26 protein-coding genes and 1 other RNA gene are annotated in these 24,270 nt (G+C 62.0%); 8 read left to right on the top strand and 19 right to left on the bottom strand.

All coding sequences use genetic code 11. The features are described from left to right. Positions 1-2 precede the first annotated feature (2 nt). From mraY to rsmI, 9 genes are all read right to left on the bottom strand, one after another. The gene (gene mraY / locus ACIPZF_RS13675) at positions 3-1,085 is read right to left on the bottom strand and encodes a phospho-N-acetylmuramoyl-pentapeptide-transferase (RefSeq protein WP_400799992.1); all 1,083 of its coding nucleotides are present in this window, start codon (positions 1,083-1,085) and stop codon (positions 3-5) included. Continuing rightward, positions 1,085-2,452, bottom strand: coding sequence for a UDP-N-acetylmuramoyl-tripeptide--D-alanyl-D-alanine ligase (gene murF, locus ACIPZF_RS13670; RefSeq protein WP_400799989.1), 1,368 nt, complete (start codon positions 2,450-2,452; stop codon positions 1,085-1,087). Before murF ends, mraY begins: the two co-directional genes overlap by 1 nt. After that, positions 2,445-3,935, bottom strand: a complete 1,491-nt coding sequence (locus tag ACIPZF_RS13665; RefSeq protein WP_400799987.1) for a UDP-N-acetylmuramoyl-L-alanyl-D-glutamate--2,6-diaminopimelate ligase — start codon at positions 3,933-3,935, stop codon at positions 2,445-2,447. Before ACIPZF_RS13665 ends, murF begins: the two co-directional genes overlap by 8 nt. Next, positions 3,932-5,665, bottom strand: a complete 1,734-nt coding sequence (locus ACIPZF_RS13660; protein ID WP_400800584.1) for a peptidoglycan D,D-transpeptidase FtsI family protein — start codon at positions 5,663-5,665, stop codon at positions 3,932-3,934. The genes ACIPZF_RS13665 and ACIPZF_RS13660 overlap by 4 nt, the downstream gene beginning before the upstream one ends. Beyond that, positions 5,665-5,958, bottom strand: coding sequence for a cell division protein FtsL (ftsL, locus tag ACIPZF_RS13655; protein WP_400799985.1), 294 nt, complete (start codon positions 5,956-5,958; stop codon positions 5,665-5,667). Before ftsL ends, ACIPZF_RS13660 begins: the two co-directional genes overlap by 1 nt. Then, on the bottom strand, positions 5,955-6,902 hold the full coding sequence (rsmH, locus tag ACIPZF_RS13650; RefSeq protein WP_400799982.1) for a 16S rRNA (cytosine(1402)-N(4))-methyltransferase RsmH: 948 nt from the start codon (positions 6,900-6,902) through the stop codon (positions 5,955-5,957). The genes ftsL and rsmH overlap by 4 nt, the downstream gene beginning before the upstream one ends. Then, positions 6,899-7,354, bottom strand: coding sequence for a division/cell wall cluster transcriptional repressor MraZ (gene mraZ / locus ACIPZF_RS13645; RefSeq protein ID WP_011535546.1), 456 nt, complete (start codon positions 7,352-7,354; stop codon positions 6,899-6,901). Before mraZ ends, rsmH begins: the two co-directional genes overlap by 4 nt. A gap of 308 nt (positions 7,355-7,662) precedes the next feature. Then, positions 7,663-8,022, bottom strand: an RNA gene (rnpB, locus tag ACIPZF_RS13640) — RNase P RNA component class A. A 56-nt stretch (positions 8,023-8,078) separates the two neighbouring features. Further along, complete coding sequence (gene rsmI, locus ACIPZF_RS13635) at positions 8,079-8,954, bottom strand: 16S rRNA (cytidine(1402)-2'-O)-methyltransferase (protein WP_400799979.1); 876 nt, start codon at positions 8,952-8,954, stop codon at positions 8,079-8,081. A gap of 187 nt (positions 8,955-9,141) precedes the next feature. On the opposite strand from rsmI, the gene ACIPZF_RS13630 reads away from it, so the two are divergent. The 5 genes from ACIPZF_RS13630 to ACIPZF_RS13610 all read left to right on the top strand — a co-directional run bounded on the left by ACIPZF_RS13630 (position 9,142) and on the right by ACIPZF_RS13610 (position 12,842). Then, complete coding sequence (locus ACIPZF_RS13630) at positions 9,142-10,959, top strand: penicillin-binding protein activator (RefSeq protein WP_400799976.1); 1,818 nt, start codon at positions 9,142-9,144, stop codon at positions 10,957-10,959. Further along, positions 10,959-11,330 (top strand): YraN family protein, encoded by a 372-nt coding sequence (locus ACIPZF_RS13625; RefSeq protein WP_400799974.1) that lies wholly within the window; start codon positions 10,959-10,961, stop codon positions 11,328-11,330. Before ACIPZF_RS13630 ends, ACIPZF_RS13625 begins: the two co-directional genes overlap by 1 nt. Before the next feature lie 86 nt (positions 11,331-11,416). Beyond that, the gene (locus tag ACIPZF_RS13620; RefSeq protein ID WP_400799971.1) at positions 11,417-12,010 is read left to right on the top strand and encodes a phosphoheptose isomerase; all 594 of its coding nucleotides are present in this window, start codon (positions 11,417-11,419) and stop codon (positions 12,008-12,010) included. Next, positions 12,007-12,585, top strand: coding sequence for a BON domain-containing protein (locus ACIPZF_RS13615; RefSeq protein WP_400799968.1), 579 nt, complete (start codon positions 12,007-12,009; stop codon positions 12,583-12,585). Before ACIPZF_RS13620 ends, ACIPZF_RS13615 begins: the two co-directional genes overlap by 4 nt. 38 nt (positions 12,586-12,623) lie before the next feature. Continuing rightward, complete coding sequence (locus tag ACIPZF_RS13610) at positions 12,624-12,842, top strand: YgdI/YgdR family lipoprotein (RefSeq protein ID WP_400799965.1); 219 nt, start codon at positions 12,624-12,626, stop codon at positions 12,840-12,842. A 50-nt stretch (positions 12,843-12,892) separates the two neighbouring features. On the opposite strand, the gene ACIPZF_RS13605 is transcribed toward ACIPZF_RS13610, so the two are convergent. From ACIPZF_RS13605 to rplM, 7 genes are all read right to left on the bottom strand, one after another. Then, the gene (locus ACIPZF_RS13605; RefSeq protein WP_400799963.1) at positions 12,893-13,324 is read right to left on the bottom strand and encodes a ClpXP protease specificity-enhancing factor; all 432 of its coding nucleotides are present in this window, start codon (positions 13,322-13,324) and stop codon (positions 12,893-12,895) included. A gap of 10 nt (positions 13,325-13,334) precedes the next feature. Further along, entirely contained in the window at positions 13,335-13,958 is a 624-nt protein-coding gene (locus tag ACIPZF_RS13600; RefSeq protein ID WP_400799960.1) for a glutathione S-transferase N-terminal domain-containing protein, read from the bottom strand. A 119-nt stretch (positions 13,959-14,077) separates the two neighbouring features. Beyond that, positions 14,078-14,857 carry a cytochrome c1 gene (locus tag ACIPZF_RS13595; protein WP_400799958.1) on the bottom strand — a complete coding sequence of 260 codons (780 nt, stop codon included), beginning with the start codon at positions 14,855-14,857 and terminating at the stop codon, positions 14,078-14,080. Next, positions 14,857-16,068, bottom strand: coding sequence for a cytochrome bc complex cytochrome b subunit (locus ACIPZF_RS13590; protein WP_016395499.1), 1,212 nt, complete (start codon positions 16,066-16,068; stop codon positions 14,857-14,859). Before ACIPZF_RS13590 ends, ACIPZF_RS13595 begins: the two co-directional genes overlap by 1 nt. Continuing rightward, positions 16,068-16,661 (bottom strand): ubiquinol-cytochrome c reductase iron-sulfur subunit, encoded by a 594-nt coding sequence (gene petA / locus ACIPZF_RS13585; protein WP_400799955.1) that lies wholly within the window; start codon positions 16,659-16,661, stop codon positions 16,068-16,070. The genes ACIPZF_RS13590 and petA overlap by 1 nt, the downstream gene beginning before the upstream one ends. A 263-nt stretch (positions 16,662-16,924) precedes the next feature. Next, positions 16,925-17,317 (bottom strand): 30S ribosomal protein S9, encoded by a 393-nt coding sequence (rpsI, locus tag ACIPZF_RS13580; RefSeq protein WP_264311679.1) that lies wholly within the window; start codon positions 17,315-17,317, stop codon positions 16,925-16,927. 14 nt (positions 17,318-17,331) lie between these two features. Beyond that, positions 17,332-17,760, bottom strand: a complete 429-nt coding sequence (gene rplM, locus ACIPZF_RS13575) for a 50S ribosomal protein L13 (RefSeq protein ID WP_008097538.1) — start codon at positions 17,758-17,760, stop codon at positions 17,332-17,334. Positions 17,761-18,018: 258 nt separating this feature from the next. Here rplM and ACIPZF_RS13570 point away from each other — a divergent pair, with 258 nt between their 5' ends. Then, positions 18,019-19,059, top strand: a complete 1,041-nt coding sequence (locus tag ACIPZF_RS13570; protein WP_400799952.1) for an NADP(H)-dependent aldo-keto reductase — start codon at positions 18,019-18,021, stop codon at positions 19,057-19,059. Positions 19,060-19,237: 178 nt separating this feature from the next. Beyond that, on the top strand, positions 19,238-20,158 hold the full coding sequence (locus ACIPZF_RS13565) for a GlxA family transcriptional regulator (RefSeq protein ID WP_400800582.1): 921 nt from the start codon (positions 19,238-19,240) through the stop codon (positions 20,156-20,158). 108 nt (positions 20,159-20,266) lie between these two features. Here the strand turns inward: ACIPZF_RS13565 and zapE are convergent, their stop codons facing one another. From zapE to ACIPZF_RS13550, 3 genes are all read right to left on the bottom strand, one after another. Continuing rightward, positions 20,267-21,361 carry a cell division protein ZapE gene (gene zapE / locus ACIPZF_RS13560; protein WP_400799949.1) on the bottom strand — a complete coding sequence of 365 codons (1,095 nt, stop codon included), beginning with the start codon at positions 21,359-21,361 and terminating at the stop codon, positions 20,267-20,269. A 166-nt stretch (positions 21,362-21,527) separates the two neighbouring features. Next, positions 21,528-22,877, bottom strand: a complete 1,350-nt coding sequence (locus ACIPZF_RS13555; RefSeq protein ID WP_400799946.1) for a tryptophan--tRNA ligase — start codon at positions 22,875-22,877, stop codon at positions 21,528-21,530. Between the two features lie 25 nt (positions 22,878-22,902). Further along, positions 22,903-23,538, bottom strand: a complete 636-nt coding sequence (locus ACIPZF_RS13550; protein WP_400799943.1) for an alpha/beta hydrolase — start codon at positions 23,536-23,538, stop codon at positions 22,903-22,905. A gap of 136 nt (positions 23,539-23,674) precedes the next feature. On the opposite strand from ACIPZF_RS13550, the gene ACIPZF_RS13545 reads away from it, so the two are divergent. Continuing rightward, complete coding sequence (locus ACIPZF_RS13545; RefSeq protein ID WP_400799940.1) at positions 23,675-24,112, top strand: YhcB family protein; 438 nt, start codon at positions 23,675-23,677, stop codon at positions 24,110-24,112. Positions 24,113-24,270 lie beyond the last annotated feature (158 nt).

Raw genomic sequence — 24,270 nt, 5'->3', positions numbered from 1 at the left:
GTCTACCTCAGTTTCAGGGTTGCAAGGCCGATCAGCACGAGAATCACGGTGATGATCCAGAAGCGGACGATCACCCGTGGCTCAGGCCAGCCCTTGAGTTCAAAGTGGTGGTGAATCGGCGCCATGCGGAACACGCGCTTGCCGGTCAACTTGAAGGAGGCGACCTGAATCACCACCGACAGGGTTTCCACCACGAAAATGCCGCCCATGATGAACAGGACGATTTCCTGACGCACGATCACGGCGATGGTGCCCAAGGCAGCGCCCAGCGCCAGCGCGCCGACGTCACCCATGAAGACCTGGGCCGGATAGGTGTTGAACCACAGGAAGCCCAGCCCGGCGCCGATCAGCGCGCCGCAGAACACGATCAGCTCGCCCGAGCCCGGTACGTATGGAATCAGCAGGTACTCGGCGAACTTCACGTTACCCGACAGGTAGCAGAAGATGCCCAGCGCGCCGCCGACCATTACCGTGGGCATGATCGCCAGGCCATCGAGGCCGTCGGTCAGGTTGACCGCGTTGCTGGAACCTACGATGACGAAGTAGGTGAGCACCACGAAGCCGATGCCCAGCGGAATGGTGACGTCCTTGAGGAACGGCACGATCAGGGTGGTTTCGACCGAGGTCGGCGCAGTTTTGTAGAGGAAGATCGCAGCGCCCAGGCCGAATACCGACTGCCAGAAATACTTCCAGCGGCTTGGCAGGCCTCGCGAGTTCTTCTCGATCACCTTGCGGTAGTCGTCGACCCAGCCGATGGCACCGAACAGCAAGGTGACGATCAGTACCGTCCACACGTAGCGGTTGGCCAGGTCGGCCCACAGCAAGGTGCTGACGGCAATGGCCGAAAGAATCAGGGCACCACCCATGGTCGGAGTGCCGGATTTGGACAAGTGCGATTGTGGGCCGTCGTTACGGACGGCCTGACCGATCTGGCGGATCTGCAGGGTACGGATCATCCACGGGCCCAGCCACAGCGCCAGCGACAACGCGGTCAGTACACCGAGGATCCCGCGCAGGGACAGGTACTGGAAGACCGCGAAGCCTTTATGGAACTGTTGCAGATACTCAGCCAACAGCAGCAGCATTAATGTTTCTCCCCGCTGGCACCGCACAGTGCAGCCACGACGTTTTCCATCGCAGCGCTGCGCGAGCCCTTGATCAAGATAGTGGTGTTGCTGTCTGTCTCGGCGCCAACGGCCTCGATCAGCTCAGCTTGAGTCGCGAAATGACGGCCATTGGCGCCGAACGCCTTGACCGCATGTGTCATGTTGGAACCTACCGCGTACAGGGCGTCGACCTTGCCGCGTGCGTAGTCGCCCACCTGACGGTGGCCTTCCTCCGCCCACTGGCCCAGTTCGCCGATATCCCCAAGCACCAGAACGGTGCGCCCGGAAAAGCCGGCGAGTATATCAATGGCCGCGCACATCGAGGTGGGATTTGCGTTGTAACTGTCATCGATCACCCGCACCCCATTCGGCGCGATCTGCGCCACGGTGCGGCCCTTGACCGGTTGCACGGCATTCAGGCCCGCGGCGATGCCGCTCAGGCTCAGACCAACGGCGTGTGCGGCGGCGGCCGCGGCCAGCGCGTTGCTGACGTTGTGCTCACCCAGCACGTTGAGCTGCACAGCCACCGATTCGCCGGCGCCATGCAGGGTGAATGAAGGGCAACCACGCGCATCGCGACCGATATCGGTGGCGTAGAAATTGGCGCGAACGTCGTTGCGGGCGAAGCTGATGACCTTGTGCGCACCGGCACGGGCTTTCCAGATGGCAAAGGCCTTGTCGTCCAGATTGAGGATGGCCGTTCCGCCCTCGCCCAGGCCTTCGAGGATTTCACCCTTGGCTTCGACGATTTTTTCCGGGCCGCCGAACTCGCCAACGTGGGCGGTACCGGCGTTATTGATGATGACCACCTGCGGCTGGGTCAGGCCGACGGTGTAGCGGATTTCGCCAATGCGCGATGCGCCCAGCTCGATCACAGCGGCGCTGTGCTCAGGGGCGATTTCCAGCAGGGTCAACGGCGCACCGAGGTCATTGTTCAGGTTGCCTCGGGTGGCATGCACCAGGCCACGGGTGCGCAGGATGCTGGCGAGCATCTCCTTGACCGTGGTCTTGCCGCTGGAGCCAGTGATGGCCACCACCGGCTTGTCGAAAGCAGCGCGATTCAACGCACCCAGTTGGCCGAGCGCAACGCGGCAGTCCTTGACCAGCAGCTGCGGCAGGTCGACATCGCCGACCTCGCGCTCGACCAATGCTGCCACGGCGCCCTTGGCCTTCACATCGGCCAGGTAGTCGTGGCCGTCGAAACGCGGGCCGGTCAAGGCAACGAACAACTGCCCGGCAGCAACGCTGCGGCTGTCGATGCTGACACCGGTGAAGCTGGCATCGGCGCCAACCTGGCGAGCACCCAGTGCCGTGGTCAGCTGGCTGAGTGTCATGGGCTTAAGCATGTGGAGCCTCCCAGGCTGCAAGTGCCTTCTCGGCTTCGACCAGGTCGGAAAATTCATGGCGCTCGCCATGGATCTCCTGGTAATCCTCGTGCCCCTTGCCGGCCAGGACGATGACGTCATCGGCAGCAGCAGAAGCGATCAGGTGCGCAATGGCCTCGCCACGGCCGGCGACGAATTCGACGCTGTCGGGCTTGGCGAAACCAGGGCGAATATCGGCGAAGATGCCTTGCGGATCTTCAGTACGGGGGTTGTCATCGGTGACCAATACCCGGTCAGCCAGGCGCTCGGCCACCTCGGCCATCAGCGGGCGCTTGCCGCGATCGCGGTCGCCGCCACAGCCGAACAGGCACAGCAACTGGCCGTGTGCGTGCGGACGCAGGGCTTCGAGGACTTTTTCCAGGGCATCAGGCGTGTGGGCGTAGTCGACCACCACCAGCGGTTTCTTGCCGCCACCCAGGCGCTGCATGCGGCCAACCGGCCCCTGCAACTGCGGGGAAATCTTGAGAATTTCGTCCAGCGAATAATCCAGCGCCAGCAGCGTTGCCACGGCCGCGAGCACGTTGCTCAAGTTGAAACGGCCGAGCAATTGGCTACGCAGGGTGCGCTCACCCTGAGCGGTGACGAGGATCGCGCGCACGCCATCATCATTGAAGTGGGCTTCGCGGCAGAACAGCGAGGCGTCCGGGTTTTCCAGGCTATAGCTGAGCAGCCGGGTTTCGATAAGATCGGCACTCGGACGCCGGGCAAAGTCTTCGGCCAGACGGCGACCAAACCCATCGTCGAGGTTGACCACCTGGCAGCGCAGGCTCGGCCAGGCGAACAACTTCGCCTTCGCCGCCTCGTAGGCTTCCATGCTGCCGTGGTAATCGAGGTGATCACGGGACAGGTTGGTCATTACCGCGATATCGAATTCCAGGGCGGCGACACGGCCCTGCTCCAGGGCATGCGAGGAAACCTCCATCGCCACGGCCTTGGCGCCGCCTTTCTTCAGATCGTAGAGCGTCGACTGCACCGCGATCGGGTCAGGCGTGGTCAGGCGGCCGCTCTGCAGCTCACCATAAAAACCAGTGCCCAATGTGCCGATCAGACCACAACGCTGGCCCAGCGCGTCGAGCGCCTGCGCCACCAGTTGGGTGACACTGGTCTTGCCATTAGTTCCGGTGACGCCGACCAGGTTGAGCTGCCGGCTCGGCTCGCCATAGAAGGTGCCAGCAATTCTGGACAGCTGCGCCACCAGTCCCTTGACCGGGATCAGAGGGGCGTCGGTGATCGGCAGCACGCTGGCGCCCTGCTCTTCATAGGCAACGGCGGCTGCGCCACGGACCAGGGCATCGGCGATATGGTCACGCCCGTCGACCTTGGCTCCCGGCACGGCCAGGAACAGGTCACCCGGGCGCACGGCGCGGCTGTCCAAGGTCAGCTCACGGATCAACGGATCGCGGCTGGCGTGGGCGAAAAGCTTGCTCAGTGGCATTGTCATCATCCACGCCCTCCCTTGGCGGGTACTGCATTGACTTGCTGCTGTTCGGTCGGCGGTGGCAGGTTGTCCGGCGGCACGTTCATCAACCGCAGGGTGCCGGACATGACCTTGCTGAACACCGGCGCCGATACCAGGCCGCCGAAATAGCCACCCTTGCTCGGCTCATCGATGACCACGACCACGGCGTAACGCGGGTCGCTCATCGGGCCGAAGCCGGCGAACAGCGAGCGGTAGGCGTTTTCGGTGTAGCCCTTCGAGCCGACCGTGGCCTTGCGCGCGGTACCCGACTTGCCACCCACGTGATAGAACGGCACCTGGGCACGGAACACGCCGCGCGGCGCTTCGATCACCTGCTGCAGCATGCCCTGCACGGTTTCGGCGGTTTCCTTCGGAATGGCCTGGACGGCTTCAGGCGCCTTGTCGACCTTGAGGATCGACAGCGGCACCATCTTGCCGTCGTTGGCCAGTGCCGCGTAGGCATGCACCAACTGCAGGGCGGTCACCGACACGCCATAGCCGTAGGACAGTGTCGCGGTTTCAGCCTTGCGCCACTCACGGTGGTTAGGCAGGTTGCCGACGCGCTCGCCGGGGAAACCGAGGCCGGTGTACTGGCCCAGGCCTACCTGGGACATGACCCGGTAGATGGCCTCGCCGCCGATGTCGAAGGCGATCTTGCTCATGCCGACGTTACTGGAGTTGATCAGGATGCCGGTCAGGTCGAGGATCGGGCCCTCGCTACGGGACACGTCCTTGATGGTGTAGCGGCCAATCTGCAGGCTGCCTGGGTACACTTCGACCTTGTCGGTCGGCTTCCAGCGGCCGCTCTGCAGTGCAGCGCTCATGGAGATCGGCTTGACCGTGGAGCCTGGCTCGAACACGTCGATGATCGCCCGGTTACGCATGGCGGCCGGGAACATGCTGCGGCGGTTGTTGGGGTTGTAGGTCGGCTGGTTGACCATGGCCAGAACCTCACCGGTCTTGACGTCCATGATCACCAGGCTACCGGCCTTGGCTTCCTGCTCGGCAATCGCGTTGCGCAGCTCGCGAGTAGCCAGGTATTGCAGGCGCAGGTCGATCGACAACGCCAAGGTCTTGCCGGCCTTGGCGTTCTTGGTCACCTGAATGTCCTTGATCAACCGGCCGCGCCGGTCCTTGATCACCTGCCGCTTGCCGGGCACGCCGGCCAGCCACTCGTCGTAGGCCAGCTCCACCCCTTCACGACCATGGTCGTCGAGGTCGGTGAAGCCGACCATGTGGGCGGTGACATCACCGGCCGGGTAGAAGCGGCGGAATTCTTCCAGGCCGTACACACCTGGCACTTTCAAGTCGAGCACGTGCTGGCCCTGCTCCGGGGTCAGGCCACGGACAAGGTAGATGAATTCCTTGCCGGCCTGCTGGGTCAGGCGGTCGGCCAGCTGCTGGGGGTTCTGCCCAAGCGCCGCCGCCAGTTGCGGCCAGCGGTCCTTGGATGCCTGCATTTCCTTTGGGTTGGCCCACAACGTGGTGACCGGGGTACTGACCGCCAGTGGCTCACCGTTGCGGTCGGTGATCAGACCACGGTGTGCCGGAATAGGGATGTGCCGAAGGCTGCGGGCATCGCCCTGGCCTTTGAGGAAATCACGGTCGACCACCTGCAGGTCAATGATGCGCCAGCAGATGGCACCGACCATGATCGCCAGCAAGCCGATCACCACACGGAAGCGCCAAGGGTAGAGTGCGCCTTCGAGCTTCATCATGGCGACACCATCCGTACTTCATCAGCCGCGGGCACGCGCATTTTCAGCTGTTCGGAGGCAAGGCTCTCGATACGGCTGGCGGCGGTCCAGGTGCTTTGCTCGAGGATCAGCCGCCCCCACTCCGCCTGGGCCTTGTCGCGCTCATTCAATTCGCCGTAGAGGGTGTTGAGCAGCTGACGGTTCCAGTGGGCGCTGTACGACACGGCGATGGCCGAAATCAGCACGCCGACGAACAGCAGAAGCATGAGGAAGCTTCCGCCTGGCAAAGGCTTGGCGAATAGCCGGCTCACCGAAGCTTCTCCGCCACTCGCATCACGGCGCTGCGCGACCGCGGGTTGGCCTTGAGTTCGGCGTCGGAGGCGAACTGCGCCTTGCCGATGAGCTTGATCTTGGGTTCGAAGACCTTGTGCTGAACCGGCAGGTTGCGCGGCAGGTTGTCGGCTTCACCCTTGACCAGCTTGCGCATGAACAGCTTGACGATGCGGTCTTCGAGCGAGTGGAAGCTGATCACCGCCAGGCGGCCACCGACTTCCAGGGCATCGAGCGCGGCTTCAAGGCCGGTTTCCAGATCGCCCAGTTCGTTGTTGACGTGGATGCGCAGGCCCTGGAAGGCGCGGGTAGCCGGGTTCTTGCCCTTTTCCCAGGCGGGGTTGGCCACTTTGAGCACTTCGGCGAGGTCGGCGGTGCGGGTGAACGGTTGCTTCTCGCGGCGCTCGACCACGGCACGCGCCATGCGCCCGGCAAACCGCTCTTCGCCGTATTCCTTGAACACGCGGGCGATTTCTTCCACAGGTGCTGTGGCGATGAATTCCGCTGCGCTGATGCCCTGGTCAGGGTTCATGCGCATGTCCAGCGGGCCGTCGTTGAGGAAGCTGAAGCCGCGCTCCGGGTCATCCAGCTGCGGCGAGGAAACGCCCAGGTCGAGCAGAATGCCGCTGACCTTGCCGTCCAGACCGCGCTCGGCCACCTCGGCGCCCAGTTCGGCAAAGCTGCGCTGCACAATGACAAAGCGGCCGTCTTCGGCCGCTAGCGCTTGCCCGGTGGCAATCGCTTGAGGATCTTTGTCGAACCCCAGCAGCCGCCCTTGCGGCCCGAGCTTGCTGAGGATCAGACGGCTGTGCCCGCCGCGGCCGAAGGTGCCGTCGAGATAGCAACCGTCGGGGCGCAGGGCCAATGCCTCGACAGCTTCGTCGAGCAGGACGGTGATGTGGTTGAAGCCGCTATCTATGGTCACAGGATCAGGTCACGCAAATCGTCGGGCATGGCGCCCGGTTGTTGGATAGCTGCAAGGTCGGCTGCCGAAACTGCGTTCCAGGCATCCTCATCCCACAGCTGGAATTTGTTCAGCTGCCCCACCAGCATCGCCTTCTTGTCCAGCTTGGCGTACTCACGCAGGCGGGGCGGTACCAGGAAACGCCCACTGCCATCGAGCTCCAGGTCAACCGCATTGCCGATCAGCAAACGCTGCAGGCGACGGTTTTCCTCACGCAACGACGGCAAGGCGCGCAACTTGGCTTCAATCTGTTCCCACTCATCGAGGGGGTAAACACATAAGCAGGGGTCTACGGCATCGATGGTCACGATCAGCTGACCATTGCAACGCGAATCGAGCTCGTCACGGTACCGGCTCGGCATGGCGAGACGGCCCTTTGCATCGAGGCTGACGGCGTTGGCTCCGCGGAACACGGCTGCGATTCCCCACAATGTTAGCTTTTTTGTGCCAGAAAACCCACTTCATCCCACTTTCTGCCACTTGCGCACACTATAGGAATCCGCCTGCTGCACCGTCAAGGCACGTTCATAAGGAAAACCCTTACAGGACCGAGATTTAGCGCGATAGAAGAAGGAGGGAAGCATTACCAGGGACGAAAAAAACGTGAAAAATCAAACCCACTCAAACGAATGCAGTTCGAAGTTAAAGTGATTTATTAAGAGTAAGATTTTTTCGGTATTACCAGGAGCGATCTGCTATCGATTAAGCAGGAGGGAGGGAGGTGGAGAGTCGATCTGTAAGCCGGGTTTTGTCGAGAACAGTCATTCCTCTACGACGGCCATCACTGGACGCCTCTAGCAACCTACCCGGTTCCGACGCGGGCCACGCCTGATGGAACCCTATTTGGTCTTGCTCCGAGTGGGGTTTACCTAGCCACGCACTGTTGCCAGCCGTGCGGTGCGCTCTTACCGCACCTTTTCACCCTTACCGGCACCGAAGTGCTTAGGCGGTTATTTTCTGTGGCACTTTCCGTAGGCTCGCGCCTCCCAGGCGTTACCTGGCACTCTGCCCTATGGAGCCCGGACTTTCCTCCCCCATCTTTTGCGGAACAAAAGACAGCAGCGACTGTCCGATCGACTCTCCGCCGCCAAGGTTAACGGCACGCGCGCTCAAGAACAAGCAATACCGCAAATTACCTCACTGAGCTTTTTGCTTTTCCAGTGCCACCTGATACAGCAGGTTCTTGCGCACACCGGTAATTTCTGCGGCCAACGCCGCCGCGCGCTTGAGCGGCAACTCGGCCAGCAGCAAGTCGAGCACGCGTTGCGCTTCGGCGCTGATCGCCTCCTCGCCCTCCGGCGCGCTCCAGCCACCGACCAGCACCACACACTCACCCCGCTGCTGGTTGCTATCGCCCGCCACGAAGGCATGCAGTTCGCCGAGCGGCAGCCCCTTGAGGGTCTCGAAGGTCTTGGTCAGCTCGCGCGCCAGCAGCGCCGGGCGCTCGGCACCGAATACCAGCGCCATGTCTTCCAGGCATTCGAGAATACGATGGGGCGCCTCGTAGAAGATCAATGTGCGCGGCTCTTCCTTTACTTGCTCCAGGCGCGCACGACGGCCCGCGGTCTTGGCCGGCAGGAAGCCTTCAAAGATGAAGCGGTCGGACGGCAGGCCGGCCGCCGAAAGCGCAGCGATCAGCGCGCAAGCGCCGGGCACCGGCACCACATCGACCCCAGCGGCACGCGCCTGGCGTACCAGGTGATAGCCTGGGTCGGAAATCAGCGGAGTACCGGCATCGGATACCAGCGCCACATCCTCACCGGCCAGCAGCTTGGTGATGAAGCGCCCACCCTCGTCGCGCTCGTTGTGCTCATGGCAGGCCGCCAGCGGCGTGTCGATGCCGAAGTGCTGCAGCAGGCGGATCGAATGCCGGGTGTCCTCGGCTGCGATCAAGGCAACGTCGGCCAGCACCTTCAATGCCCTGGCGCTCATGTCGTCGAGGTTGCCGATTGGGGTAGCGACCACGTACAGCGTCCCCACGGTGGATTTCGAAGCCCCTGCCACATCAGTCACTGCGCACACCTGTCTTTCGGATCAAAGGCGCCATTGTAGCCCGAGCGCCGGTAACAGGGCGCAAAGAACTTCACCCGCGCCGACCGCTCAGCCACCTATAGTGAAGGTTCTGCAATCAGCAAGATCGCGCCCCGGCCAACCCTTCGGTACAATTGCCGGCCAACTTGATCGGTAACAGGACCTTTACATGATCGCTTGCCTGCGGCTGTTCACAGCCCTCTGCCTCGCTGCCCTGCTGGCAGCCTGCGCCAGCTCGCCCTCATCCAGCCTGGGCGAACTGCCACGCACCCCGGACGCGAGCATCGAGCAACTGCTCGAAAAAGCGGCGACTAGCAAGTCCGCAGAAGACGCGGCCCTGCTGCGCCTGAGCGCTGCCGACCTGGCCTACAAGCAGAAGGACTATCCGCGCGCCGCACGCATTCTCGAGCAGGTCCCGATGGATACGCTCAAGCCCGCCCAACAGATCTTCGCCGCCACCCTCGGCGCAGAACTGGCGATGAGCCGCAACCAGCCCAAGGCGGCCCTCAGCGCCCTGTCGCACCCCAGCCTGCAGCACATCGCCGAGCTGCCGGCAGAGCAACAGGTGCGCACCTACAGCGTACACGCCGCCGCGCTCGAGGCCGATGGCCAGGCCATGCCTGCCGCACAACAACGCGTACTGCTGAGCCCCCTGCTCAGCGGCCAGGCCGCCAGCAGCAACAATGACGCGATCTGGGCGCTGGTCGCCTCGCTGCCAGCCGAGCAACTGCAGCAGCCCGCCAGCAACGAAACCCTGGCCGGCTGGACCAGCCTGGCCCTGGCCGTGAAAAGCGCCGGAACCCTGGAGCAACAGCAGGCGGCAATCGACACGTGGCGCATACAGCACCCCGATCACCCGGCAGCCAAGCAACTGCCCCAGGCCTTGACCAAACTCAAGGAACTGGCCAGCCAGCCGCTGACCAAGATCGGCCTGCTGCTGCCCCAGGAAGGCCCGCTGGCCGGCGTCGCCCGCGCCCTGCGTGACGGCTTCATGGCCGCGCATTTCCAGGCCCAGCAGGCCGGCCAGCAAGCGCCAGCCGTGCAGGTTTACGACAGCTCGCGCATCGGCTCGCTCGACGACTTCTATCGCCAGGCCCAGGCCGATGGCGTACAGCTGGTGGTCGGCCCGCTGGAAAAACCCCTGGTGAAAAAGCTCGCCGCCAACCCGCAGCTGCCTATCACCACCCTCGCCCTGAACTACGCAGAGGCAGGCCAGACGGCTCCGCCGCAGCTGTTCCAGTTCGGCCTTGCCGCTGAAGACGAAGCTCGCGAAGTCTCGCGTCGCGCCCGCGCCGATGGCATGGTCCGCGCCGTGGCCCTGGTTCCGAGCGGTGAGTGGGGCGACCGTGTGCTCGCCGCCTTCCGTCAGGACTGGGAAGGCAACGGCGGCACCATCATCGCCGCCGAGCGCATTGCCCAGCCGGTCGCCCTGGCCCAGCAGATCGCCAACCTGTTCCAGCTGCGCCAGAGCGAAAGCCGCGCACAAAGCGTGCAAAGCACTGTCGGTGGCAGCATTGCCGCACAGCCGTCGCGCCGCCAGGACATCGATTTCATTTTCCTCGCCTCGACCCCGCAGCAGGCACAGCAGATCAAACCGACGCTCAACTTCCAGTACGCCGGTGACGTGCCCGTGTACGCCACCTCGAACCTGTACAGCGCCAGCGGTGACGTCAACCAGTACAACGACATGAACGGCATTCGCTTCTGCGAAACCCCATGGCTGCTCGACACCACCAACAGCTTGCGCCAGCAGGTGGTACAGCAGTGGCCTCAAGCCGCCGGCAGCCTCGGCCGCCTGTATGCCATGGGCGTCGATGCCTACAGCCTGGCGCCACGCTTGGGGCAGCTGAAAGCACTGCCGGACAACCGCGTACAAGGCCTTTCCGGCAGCCTGAGCATGAACGCCAGCCAGCGCATCGAGCGCCAGCTGCCATGGGCCGAGTTCTCCGGCGGTCAGGTCAAGCGCCTTCCGGACACCAGCCGCTGATGCCTGACGTATCGCCGACCAGCGCCGGCCAGGCCGCAGAAAACCACGCCCTTGAATACCTTCAGGGGCAAGGCCTGCAACTGCTGACGCGTAACTGGCGATGCAAAGGCGGCGAGCTTGATCTGGTCATGCTCGACGCCGATACAGTAGTATTCGTCGAAGTCCGCTATCGGTTGCACGCGGGCTTCGGTGGCGCCCTCGGCAGTATCGACGGGCGCAAGCAGAAACGGCTGGTGCTTGCCGCCAGTCTTTTCCTGCAGAAGGAGTCTCGCTGGGCCAACCACCCGTGCCGCTTCGACGTTGTCGCCTTGCAGGGTAGCCACCATGCAGGCCGGCCGTTTCAATGGCTGAAAAACGCCTTCGAATGCTGAATCCACTCCCAATTTTTTGCTCTATGTTTCGCGGGCTGGTCGCTGTTGCGCGTCGCGCCTGCCACCGCCCCACTTAAGGTCACCAGATGGACATGCAATCCCGAATCCGCCGGCTGTTCCAGGCCAGCATCGATACCAAGCAACAGGCAATGGACATCCTGGCACCGCACATCGAGCAGGCCAGCCTGGTCATGGTCAATGCGCTGCTCAACGAGGGCAAGATGCTCGCCTGCGGCAACGGCGGCTCCGCCGGCGATGCCCAGCATTTCTCTTCCGAGCTGCTCAACCGTTTCGAGCGCGAGCGCCCGAGCCTGCCGGCGATAGCGCTGACCACCGACAGCTCGACGCTGACCTCGATCGCCAACGACTACAGCTACAACGAAGTGTTCTCCAAGCAGATTCGCGCCCTGGGCCAGCCCGGCGATGTTCTGCTGGCGATTTCGACCAGCGGTAACTCGGCCAACGTTATTCAAGCAATCCAGGCCGCACATGATCGCGAAATGATTGTCGTAGCCTTGACCGGACGTGACGGCGGCGGCATGGCTTCACTGCTGCTGCCAGAGGACGTGGAAATCCGCGTACCTGCAACGGTCACTGCACGTATTCAAGAAGTCCACCTGCTGGCGATCCACTGCCTGTGCGATCTGATCGACAGCCAACTGTTCGGGAGTGAAGAATGATCCCCATGCGCCTCGGCCTGATGGCCCTGACCCTGTGCCTGAGCGTCACCGGCTGCAGCTCGGTACTGACCTCGACTCGTAATTCGCCGATCGAGGATGATCGCGGCACACGCACCATCGGCAGCAAAATCGACGACTCGCTGATCGAAACCAAGGCGGCGGTCAACATTTCCAAGGCCAACCCAGACCTGGACAAGAGCTCGCACATTGTCGTCAGCAGCTACAACGGCATCGTCCTGCTCGCCGGGCAAACGCCGCGCGCCGACCTCAAGAGCCTGGCCGAACAAACGGCTGGCCAGGTTCAGCGGGTGAAGAAAGTGCATAACGAGCTGCAGGTGATGCAGCCCTCCTCCATCCTGGCGCGCAACAACGACGCCTGGCTGACCACCAAGATCAAGACCCAGATGCTGACCGACAACGCCGTGCCCAGCTCGCGCATCAAGGTGATCACCGAAAATGGCATCGTCTACCTGCTCGGCCTGGTGACGCAGCAGGAGGCCAACGCCGCCACTGCCGTGGTACAGGGCGTGTCTGGCGTGCAGAAGATCGTCAAGTTGTTCGAATACATCGACTGAATCACGATTCAACCTTTCAAATAGTCAGGAAACACCGCATGAAAAAGCTGCTGCTGCCCGCCCTGCTGATCGGCGCCTTCGCCGCCCTGGCCGGCTGCTCCACCCCTAGCCTGATCACCCTCAACGACGGCCGCGAGATCCAGGCCGTCGACGCCCCACGCTACGAGAAGAGTTCGGGCTTCTACGAGTTCGAGCAACTCGACGGCAAACGCACGCGCATCAACAAGGACCAGGTACGCACCATCAGCGACCTGTGATTTCAGGCCTGACATGAAAAAGGCGATCCGTGTGGATCGCCTTTTTTTGTTTACTTGACCACCTTCAGGCTCGGCCGGCCACTAGGGCGTGGCGGCTGGCCACCACCTTGCGGCGGGCCATCGTCGTCCGGCTCGATACTTTCGTCGTCCAGCTCTTCATCCTCCATCACTGGCGGCTCCAGCTCGAAGACCATGCCTTGGCCGTTTTCACGGGCGTAAATGCCGAGAATGGCACCTACTGGCACGAACAGCGAATGAGCAACGCCACCGAAGCGACCTTCGAAGCTCACCGCATCGTTATCCATGTGCAGGCTGCGCACGGCACTCGGGGAAATGTTCAGGACGATCTGGCCGTCACTGGCGAAACCTTGCGGCACCTGAACAGCCGGAAACTCGGCATTGACCAGCATATGAGGGGTGCAATCGTTGTCGACGATCCACTCGTACAGTGCTCGAACCAGATAGGGGCGACTGGAGTTCATCAACGGCTCCTTAAAGCTTGCGCATTTCACGCTCAACGGAGGACAGGCTCGCCAGGAAAGGCTCGCGGGCGAACTGTCGCTCCATGTAATCCAGCAGCGGCTTGGCTTGCCGCGGCAATTCGATACCCATTACCGGCAAACGCCAGAGTATGGGCAATAGACAACAATCGACCAGGCTTTGCTCATCGCTCATGAAGCACGCGAACTCGTTGAACAGCGGCGAGACGCCGGTCAGGCTCTCGCGCAGCGCCTTGCGCGCCTCGGCGCGAGCGGCGTCACTGCTGCGCGGATCGAGCACGGTATCGGCCAACGCACACCAGTCACGCTGGATGCGGTGCATCAACAAGCGACTGTTACCCCGCGCCACCGGATAGACCGGCATCAGCGGCGGATGTGGGTAGCGCTCTTCGAGGTATTCCATCACCACGGTCGATTCATACAACGTCAGGTCGCGATCGACCAAGGTCGGCACGCTGCCGTAAGGGTTCACCTCAACCAGCTTGGGTGGCAGACGCCCGGGGTCGACGTCGATGATCTGCACACTGATACCCTTTTCTGCGAGCACCAGGCGTACCCGATGAGAGTAAGGATCAGCGGGATCGGAATAGCAGGCTAACCGGTTGGTCACGCCCATGTAGCGCCTCCTCGCATGGGATGCTTGTGAAACTGCAAATGCAAACGCGCCCTGGAGGCTCCCTCGCTTGCACGAGGGAGCGCCCAGGGCGCGTTCAACTACCAGAAATTACTGCGTGATCAATGCACGTCCTTCCAGTATTCGCGCTTGAGCAAATAGGCGAATACGAAGAAGAAAGCCAGATACAGCAACACGTAGGTACCGATGCGCTGGCTTTCCAGTTTGACCGGGTTGGCCGAATAAGCCAGGAAGGTCACCAGGTTCTTGACCTTCTCGTCGAACTGCTCGGTGGTCAGGGTACCGGAATTCGGCGTGATGGTCAGCTGGTCACACGCTTCATGGGTCAGCGGGCTGCCTGTCAATGGGTCGAATTGTTTCTTGCCATCGACCACCATCTGCACCTGCTTGCAACCGATCACCTGGTTGCCCTGCAGACCTACCAGCACGTTGGGCATGCCGACGTTGGGGAAGACCTTGTTGTTCACCCCATAAGGGCGCGACGGATCCTCGTAGAAGCTGCGCAGGTAACTGTACAGCCAATCGGTGCCGCGCACCCGCGCAACCAGGGTCAGGTCAGGTGGCGCGGCCCCGAACCAGGTCTTGGCGTCACTGGGCTTCATGCCGATATTCATGTGGTCACCGATCTTGGCACCCGTGAACACCAGCTTCTCGAGCATCAGCTCATGGGGTATGCCCAGGTCGTCGGCAACCCGCTCGTAACGCTGGAACTTGGCGCTGTGGCAGCCCATGCAATAGTTGGCAAAGGTGCGCGCACCGTCCTGCATGGCGGCTTTGTCAGTCAGGTCGATATCGACCTTGTCCAGCTCCAGACCATGTTCGGCAGCGAAGGAAAAGGCAGGCATCAGTGCCAGCAAAAATACTGCAATCAACTTTTTCATCAGCCAGTCACCCTTTCCGGAACCGGTTTGGTCTTCTCAAGCCTTGTGTAGAACGGCATCAGCAGGAAGTAGGCGAAGTACAACACCGTGCACACCTGCGACAGCAAGGTGCGCCCTGGCGTCGGCGCCAGCACCCCGAGAATGCCGAGGATGACGAAGGCAATGCAGAACACCAGCAGGAAGACCTTGCTGATCCAACCCTTGTAGCGCATGGAGCGCACCGGGCTGCGGTCGAGCCAGGGCAACACGAACAGCACGGCGATGGCGGCGCCCATGGCGATTACCCCCATCAGCTTGTCAGGCACGGCCCGCAAGATCGCGTAGAACGGCGTGAAGTACCAGACCGGGGCAATATGCTCAGGCGTCTTGAAGGCGTTGGCCTGTTCGAAGTTGGGTTTTTCCAGGAAGTAGCCGCCCATTTCCGGGAAGAAGAACACCACGGCGCAAAACACGAAGAGGAACACCACCACTCCGACAATGTCCTTGACGGTGTAGTACGGATGGAACGGAATGCCGTCGAGCGGGATGCCGTTCTCGTCCTTTTTCTTCTTGATGTCGACTCCGTCCGGGTTGTTCGAACCGACCTCGTGCAGGGCCAGGATGTGCAGTACGACCAAGCCGAGAATCACGATCGGCAAGGCCACCACGTGCAAGGCGAAGAAGCGGTTGAGGGTGATGCCCGAGATCAGGTAGTCACCACGGATCCATTGGGTGAGGTCGCCACCGATCACCGGGATAGCACCGAACAGCGAGATGATCACCTGGGCGCCCCAGTACGACATCTGCCCCCACGGCAGCAGGTAGCCCATGAAGGCCTCGGCCATCAGCGCCAGGTAGATCAGCATGCCGAACAGCCATACCAGCTCGCGTGGCTTCTGGTAGGAGCCGTAGAGCAGGCCCCGGAACATGTGCAGGTAGACCACGATGAAGAACGCCGAAGCACCGGTGGAGTGCAGGTAGCGCAGGATCCAGCCATATTCCACATCACGCATGATGTACTCGACCGAGGCAAAGGCCTCTTCCGCCGATGGCGTGAAGCTCATGGTCAGCCAAACGCCAGTGACGATCTGGTTGACCAGCACCAGCAGCGCCAACGAGCCGAAGAAATACAGGAAATTGAAGTTCTTGGGCGCGTAATACTTGCTCAGGTGGTCTTCCCACATCTTGGTCGCGGGGAAGCGAGCATCAATCCAGTCCATGAACTTGCTCATCATGCTTTCTCCTGGTCGACGCCGATGACGACGATGTCATCCGACTCGTAAGAGTGCGGTGGCACTGGCAGGTTGAGAGGTGCGGGTTGCGACTTGTACACGCGGCCAGCCAGGTCGTAGTGCGAGCCGTGGCATGGGCAGAAATAGCCACCTACCCACTTCGGCCCCAGGTCGGCCGGAGCGACTTCTGGGCGGAAGGTCGGCGAGCAGCCCAGATGCGTGCACAGGCCGACAAGAATGAGCAGTTCCGGCTTGATCGAGCGAATTTCCGGGTCGACGTACTCTGGCTGTACGGACGCCTTCGACTCGGGGTCGGACAGCTCAGGTGTGAGCTTTTTCAGATTCCCGAGGATCTCCTGCGTTCGCCGCACGATGAACACGGGCTGGCCGCGCCATTCCGCGACCATCTGCTGCCCAGGCTCGACCTTGGCGATGTTGACCTTCACCGGTGCACCAGCCGCCTTCGCCTTGGCACTGGGAAACCATGACCCCACGAACGGTACCGCAGCCCCCACTGCCCCCGCCGCCCCGACCACGGATGTCGCGGCTACGAGGAAGCGGCGCCGGCCTGCGTTGACGCCGTCATTGCTCATTCAGTCCTCTCCCATCAGCTTGCTTGGCCTGTTGCATCAGGCCTGTACTTAGGTAATGTCTGTGGCACCAAAATTTGGCCGTCATGGTAAGAAACAAATCCACACAGTGACAAGGTGATTAGCCTGGCAATGGGCCACAACCCTCGCTTTGCTTGATCTGCGTCTATACCGCGGGTTACCACGGACATGCTGACAGGTTAGTTCAAGACATAAAAAAAGCCCGGTTCCAAGGAACCGGGCTTTTTTCGACTGCCGAAGCGGTATTAACGCTTGGAGTACTGAGGACGCTTACGCGCTTTACGCAGACCCACTTTCTTACGCTCGACTTCACGAGCGTCGCGGGTGACGTAGCCAGCACGACGCAGAGCGCCACGCAGGGTTTCGTCGTATTCCATCAGAGCGCGGGTGATACCGTGACGGATCGCACCGGCCTGACCGCTGACACCACCACCGGCAACGGTGACGTAGATGTCGAACTTCTCGGTGGTTTCGGTCAGCTCGAGTGGCTGGCGAACAACCATGCGAGCGGTTTCGCGACCGAAGAACACGTCCAGAGAACGGTTGTTGATGGAGATGTTACCAGTACCCGGACGCAGGAAAACGCGAGCGGTTGCGGTCTTGCGACGGCCAGTGCCGTAATTTTGAGTCGCCGACATAATGAACTATCCCGTTAGATCTTCAGTTCTTGAGGCTGCTGAGCAGTGTGTGGGTGAGCAGCACCCGCGTACACTTTCAGCTTACGGTACATGTCGCGACCCAGCGGGTTCTTAGGCAGCATGCCTTTGACCGCGGTTTCGATAACACGCTCAGGGGCCTTGGCGATCAACTTCTCGAAGTTGATTTCCTTGATGCCGCCTGGGAAGCCGGAGTGGGAGTAGTACATTTTGTCGGAAGACTTGGCGCCAGTTACACGGATCTGCTCGGCGTTGATGACGACGATGTAGTCGCCGGTGTCAACGTGAGGGGTGTATTCTGGTTTGTGTTTGCCACGCAGACGGCTAGCGATTTCGGTAGCCAGACGACCCAGGGTCTGGCCAGCGGCGTCGACTACGAACCACTCGCGCTTTACTGTTTCCGGTTTAGCAGTAAAAGTTTTCATTCTCTAAAGCCTCAGAGGCCGCCCAGCGAAAAATAGACGGCGAATCTTACTGGATAGTGCACAGCTTGCCAAGGGCAAGCGCGCAGCCGAACACTGACGCTTTTGGGGGCTCGGGTCGGGCACGCCAATGTTCGACGGGGTTCTTCCTGCGTGGTGGTGCATCACTTCCGCCACACGGAGAGGGGCCGAATTATCCAGATTGCGCGAAAAATTTCAACCTGCTTTTATGGGCTTCTTTAGCCAAGGAGAGTTTTCCCGATGGAATACCGCAAGCTCGGCCGTACCGATTTAGACGTCAGCGCCTTGTGCCTAGGCACCATGACCTGGGGTGAGCAGAACAGCCAGGACGAGGCCTTCGCGCAGATCGCCAGAGCCAAGGCCAGCGGGGTCAACTTCATCGACACCGCCGAGATGTACCCGGTGCCGCCGCGCCCGGAGACCTACGCGGCGACCGAGCGCATCATCGGCAACTGGTTCGCCAGCAACGGTGACCGTGACGACTGGATCCTGGCCAGCAAGGTCGCCGGCCCCGGCAACGGCATCAGCCATATCCGCGATGGCCAGCTCAAGCACAACCGCCAGCACATCGTCGCGGCGCTGGAGGAAAGCCTCAAGCGGCTGCAGACCGACCGCATCGACCTCTACCAGCTGCACTGGCCGGAACGCAGCACCAACTTCTTCGGCAAGCTGGGCTATCAGCACTTGCCGCAAGACCATTTCACCCCGCTGGAAGAAACCCTGGCGGTGCTCGACGAACAGGTGCGGGCTGGCAAAGTCCGTCACATCGGCCTGTCCAACGAAACGCCGTGGGGCACCATGAAGTTTCTGCAGCTGGCGGAAAGCCGCGGCTGGCCGCGCGCGGTGTCGATCCAGAACCCCTACAACCTGCTCAACCGCAGCTTCGAAGTGGGCCTGGCGGAAGTCGCCATTCGCGAGCAGTGCGGCCTGCTGGCCTACTCGCCGCTGGCCTTCGGCATGCTGTCGGGCAAATACGAAAACGGCGCGCGCCCGGAAAAAGGCCGCCTGACCCTGTTCAGCCGTTTCGCCCGTTACTCGAACCCCCAGACCGTGGCGGCCTGCAGCCGTTATGTGCAGATGGCCAGGGACCACGGCCTGGACCCGGCGCAAATGGCCCTGGCCTTCGTTACCCGCCAGCCGTTCGTGACCAGCAACATCATTGGCGCAACCGATCTGGTGCAGCTGGAAAGCAACCTCAAGAGCCTGGAGCTGAACCTGAGCGATGAGCTGCTGGCGGCCATCGAAGCAATCCATCAGGAGCAACCAAACCCGGCGCCTTGAGCCGAAAAGGGCAGCCCAATTCTGCGGGGTAGACACAATCGCCAAAAAATAAGACGATCCAGCCGGTGATTGACCACTCTACCCTATAAGAACAATGACAATGATGTTTACCCAACCTTCCGCGTCGTTGCGGCGCGTCAGCATCCTGGCCATTGACAAGGTGTTCGCTTCGACCTTGATGCAAGCCAAGGACTTTTTCCACCTCGCCAGCCTGCGCTACAGCAAGCAGCTGGGCCTGGGCTTGCAGCCCATGTTCGAGATCAGCCTGGTGAGCCCGGATGGCCAGCCGGTGGACAGCTTCAGCAACGTACAGCTGCCGGTCGATGGCGGCCTGGACGATGCCGACGTGATCATCCTCCCGGCATTCTGGGAAGACTTCGACAACCTCCTGCAACGTTATCCGCAGGTGCTGCCGTGGCTGCGTGAGCAACATGCCCGCGGCGCCGTGCTCTGCGCCGAAGCCAGCGGGGTGTTCTGGCTGGCCGAGTCGAGCCTGCTCGACGGCAAGGAGGCGACCACCTACTGGCGTTTCTTCGCCACGTTCGCCGAGCGTTTTCCGAAAATCCGGCTGAACCAGGACAAGCACCTGACCGATGCCGACAACCTTTACTGCGCCGGCGGCACTACCTCAGCCTGCGACCTGTACATCTACCTGATCGAGCGCTTCTGCGGGGCCAACGTGGCCCGTGCCGTGGCCCGCGACATCCTCTACGAAGTGCAGCGCAACTACACCCCGGGGCGCATGGGCTTTGGCGGGCAGAAGCTGCACCAGGACCTGATCATCCTGCAGATCCAGCACTGGCTGGAGGAGCACTTCGCCGACAAGTTCCGCTTCGAGGACGTGGCCCGCAACCACGGCATGAGCATTCGTAACTTCATGCGCCGGTTCCAGGGCGCGACCGGCGACAAGCCGTTGCATTACCTGCAGCGGCTACGGATCGAGACGGCCAAAGGGTTGCTGTCGAGCACGCGCAAGAGCATCAAGACCATCAGCTATGAGGTCGGCTATGACGATGCGAGCTTCTTTGCGCGGTTGTTCCGCCAGCACACGGAGTTGTCGCCGAATCAGTATCGGCAGCAGTTCATGCAAGAGGCTTGATGGGGCTGCTTTGCAGCCCTTTCGCGGGGCAAGCCCGCTCCCACAAATAGCCCTGCGTATGCCGGCGACTGTGGGAGCGGGCTTGACCCGCGAAGCGGCCCCAGCAGGTTAGGGTTTGTGCGCGCGCGACAAGAATTCGTGCGACTGCATTTCCAGCAATCGGCTCAGCGTACGCTGGAATTCGAAGGCCAGCCGCCCACCGGTGTACAGGTCTTTGAGCTCGACCTCGGCCGAAATGATCAGCTTGACGTTGCGGTCGTAGAACTCATCCACCATGTTGATGAAACGGCGGGCGATGTCGTCGGTGGTGACGCTCATCTGCTCGACGTTGCTCAGCAGCACGGCATGGAAGATCTTGCCTAGCTCGATGTAGTCGTTCTGGCTGCGCGGCCCGTCGCACAGGTCACGGAAGTTGAACCAGGCGACATCATCGCAGGTACGCAGGGCCTTGATCGGGCGGTTCTCGATCATCAGCACGTCATTGTCGACAGCCTGGGTGCACTCCGGGGTCAACGCCTTGAAGCTGGCCCGCATGCTCTGCTCGGCGGCTTCATTGAGCGGGAAGTGGAACAGTTCGGCCTGCTCCAGATGACGCAGGCGGTAGTCGACGCCGCTGTCGACGTTCACCACGTCGGTGTACTGCTTGATCATGGCGATGGCCGGCAGGAAGCGCGCACGCTGCAGGCCGTCCTTGTACAAGCCGTCGGGAACGATGTTGGAGGTCGCCACCAGCGAGACGCCGTTCTTGAACAGCTCTTCCATCAGGGTGCCGAGAATCATGGCATCGGTGATGTCGGATACGAAGAACTCATCGAAGCAGATCACCTTGGCTTCTTCGCTGAAGCGCTTGGCGATGATGGTCAGCGGGTTCTTCTCGCCCTTGAGGGTTTTCATTTCCTCGTGCACGCGCTTCATGAAGCGGTGGAAGTGCGTCCGCATCTTCTGCTTGAACGGCAGCGCTTCGTAGAAGGTGTCGACCAGGTAGGTCTTGCCGCGGCCGACGCCGCCCCAGAAATACAGGCCCTTGACCGGCGTCTGCTCCTTCTTGCCGAACAACTTGCCGAACATGCCCGGCTTGTTGTTCTGCGCCTGCACCAGGTCGTCGTACAGGCGCTGCAGGTGACGCACCGCAGTCTCCTGCGCCGCGTCATGGAAGAAGTCGGGACGTTTCAGATCTGCTTGATATCGTTCTAGGGGCGTCATGATTTCGTTAGCGAGGCAACAAAAAACGGGCCGTCACTGTAGCGACAGGCCCGCATTATGGCAATCAGTCTGTGGGAGCGGGCTTGCCCGCGAACACCGGCAAAGCCGGTGCCATCCAACGCGGTGACTGTTTCGCGGGCAAGCCCGCTCCCACAGTTCGACAGGTTCAGTCCGCTTGCGGTGCAAGCGCTTCACGCAGGCGTTCGACGGCCGTATCTCGGGCCTCGGCGCTGTCGAACTGCGGCCCGTCGGCAACATGCTCGCCGTCAAGCCACAGGCTGAAGCCCAGCCCTTCAACGCGCACATCGGCCTCGCCACCTTGCTGTAGCTGCTTGCTCACGGCGCCGGCACTCTTGCCGTCGGCGAAGCTGCGCGACAGCAGCAGTTGCTCGCCATCGGCCGCCAGCAGGCGGAAGCGGAAACTGCCGTCTTCATCACGGAAGCTGACGAAACGCGCGCTCTTGGCAGCCTTTTTCTTCACTTCGGTGCTGGCCTGCACGCTGCTACGGAACGAGCGCAGGCCAACGGCTTCGCGCAGTTGTTCGAGGAACGGCGTGGCGATCTTGCGGGCCTTGGCAGCACCGGTCAGTAGAATGTCTTCGAGATCCGCCGGGCGCGAAATCAGCTGGTGATAATGCTCGCGCTTCTCGGCTAGCTGGCCGTCCAGCAGTTGGAACAGACGCTGCTTGGCCTCGCCCCAACCCAGGCCCTGCAGCAACTCTTCGCGGAACTCGGCGCACTGCGCTGGCGACGAGAAGGCCTGGAACAGGGTGAACAGGTGCGAGTTGTCCGGGTCCTTGGCTTCGCCGGGTGCGCGCGAGTCGGTGACGATGCGCGAGATGGCGTCTTTCATATCCTTCGCGCTGGTGAACAGCGGAATGGTGTTGTCGTAGCTCTTGGACATCTTGCGACCGTCCAGCCCCGGCAAGGTCGCCACGCTCTCCTCGATCACCGCCTCGGGCAGGGCGAAGAAATCGTTGCCCTGGCCGAACAGGTGGTTGAAACGCTGGCCGATGTCACGGGCCATTTCCACGTGCTGGATCTGGTCGCGGCCGACCGGCACCTTGTTGGCGTTGAACATCAGGATGTCCGCGGCCATCAGCACCGGGTAGCTGTACAGGCCCATGGTCACGCCGGCATCCGGGTCTTCGCCGGTTTCCAGGTTCTTGTCCACGGAGGCCTTGTAGGCGTGGGCGCGGTTGAGCAGGCCCTTGGCCGCGACGCAGGTCAGCAACCAGGTCAGCTCGGGGATCTCGGGAATATCGGACTGGCGGTAGAAGGTGACCTTGTCTGGATCGAGGCCACCGGCCAGCCAGGTGGCGGCGATTTCCAGGCGCGAGCGCTGGATGCGCAGCGGGTCGTCGCACTTGATCAGGGCGTGGTAGTCGGCCAGGAAGTAGAACGAATCGACACCGGGCTGCTGGCTGGCGACGATGGCCGGGCGGATGGCGCCGGCGTAGTTGCCCAGGTGCGGGGTGCCGGTGGTGGTGATACCGGTGAGAATGCGCGTGGTCATGGGTGTTCGCTTATTCAGGCTTGGCTCAATTCGAAAGGCGCGGCAGCAGCAGATCCTTCAGATCGGTCAGCTTGCCATGGAAGAAGTGTCCGCATTCTGCCACTTTCAGCAGCTCATGGGGGCGCGACAGGGCGTCGGACCATTCGTAAACCAGCTGCGGCGCGACGACTTCGTCGGCGTCGGGCTGCACCACGGTGATCGGGCAGCGCTGGGGCAGCGGGAATTCCGCCGTCAGGCGCATCACCGCCGGGGCGATCATGAACAGCTGTTGCAGCTCGACACCGGCGCATTCCAGACGGCCTGCAAGGCTGGTGGCGACAAAACCACCGAACGAAAAGCCCATCAGCACCAGCGGCAGGTGCGGGTGCTTTTCACGCAGCCAGGCCGCGACGGCCTCGGCATCGGCCACTTCACCCGAGCCCATGTCATGGCTGCCTGCGCTCTGGCCGACACCGCGATAATTGAAGCGAAGCGTCACGTAACCCGCGTCTCGGGCGGTGCGCTGCAGGGTCGAGACCACCTTGTTGAGCATGGTGCCGCCCTGGACCGGGTTGGGGTGGCAGATCAGCACTGCGCCGCGGGCGTCGGCCACGTCCAGGTACAAGGCTTCCAGCGGGCCTTCGGGGCCATCGATGAACAAGGGGGTTTCGCGGACAAGCAAGGCACTAACTCCGTGACCTCGAAGGGGGTCGATTCGTCTAGGTGAGGAATTCTGTTCTGATTTGCGATCGCTCGCGGTATACAGCGCAGGTCTGAGCCGTTAACGTAAAGCAAAGCCGTTTATAGAGGAAGGACTCGTGGAACTCTCGCTCCTTGTTTGGTTGTTGCCAACCCTGGCCCTGGTCATCGGTGTGGCGGTCGGTTTCATCGTGGCCCGCCTGCTGCCCAATGCGGCGCCCAGCAATACTCAGCGTCAACTGGATGACATCCAGAAGCGCTTCGACAGCTATCAGAACGAAGTGGTCACCCACTTCAACAGCACCGCCATGCTGGTCAAGAAACTGACCCAGAGCTACCAGGACGTGCAGGATCACCTGGCTGAAGGCGCCAACAGCCTGGCTCTCGACGACGTCACCCGCCAGCGCCTGCTGGCTGCGCTGCATTCCGAAGCGGCCCAGGGCCCACGCGATCGCCTGACCCCGCCGCGCGACACCGCTGAAGTGCCGCGTGACTACGCGCCGAAGACCCCGAACTCGCCGGGCATGCTCGATGAGAGCTACGGCCTCAAGCGCTGATCCGCTGAAATGAACAAGGCCTCGCGAGAGGCCTTTTTCTTGCGCAGTATAAAGGTCAGCTGTGGGAGCGGGCTTGCCCCGCGAACACCGGCACAGCCGGTGCCAATCACCGCAGCGCCATTTTTGCGGGGCAAGCCCGCTCCCACAAGAATTGGCAA

Source organism: Pseudomonas sp. NPDC089752, assembly GCF_044748725.1.
In the GTDB taxonomy this organism is placed as follows: Bacteria; Pseudomonadota; Gammaproteobacteria; order Pseudomonadales; family Pseudomonadaceae; genus Aquipseudomonas.
This window is presented reverse-complemented; position numbering and strand designations above follow the sequence as displayed.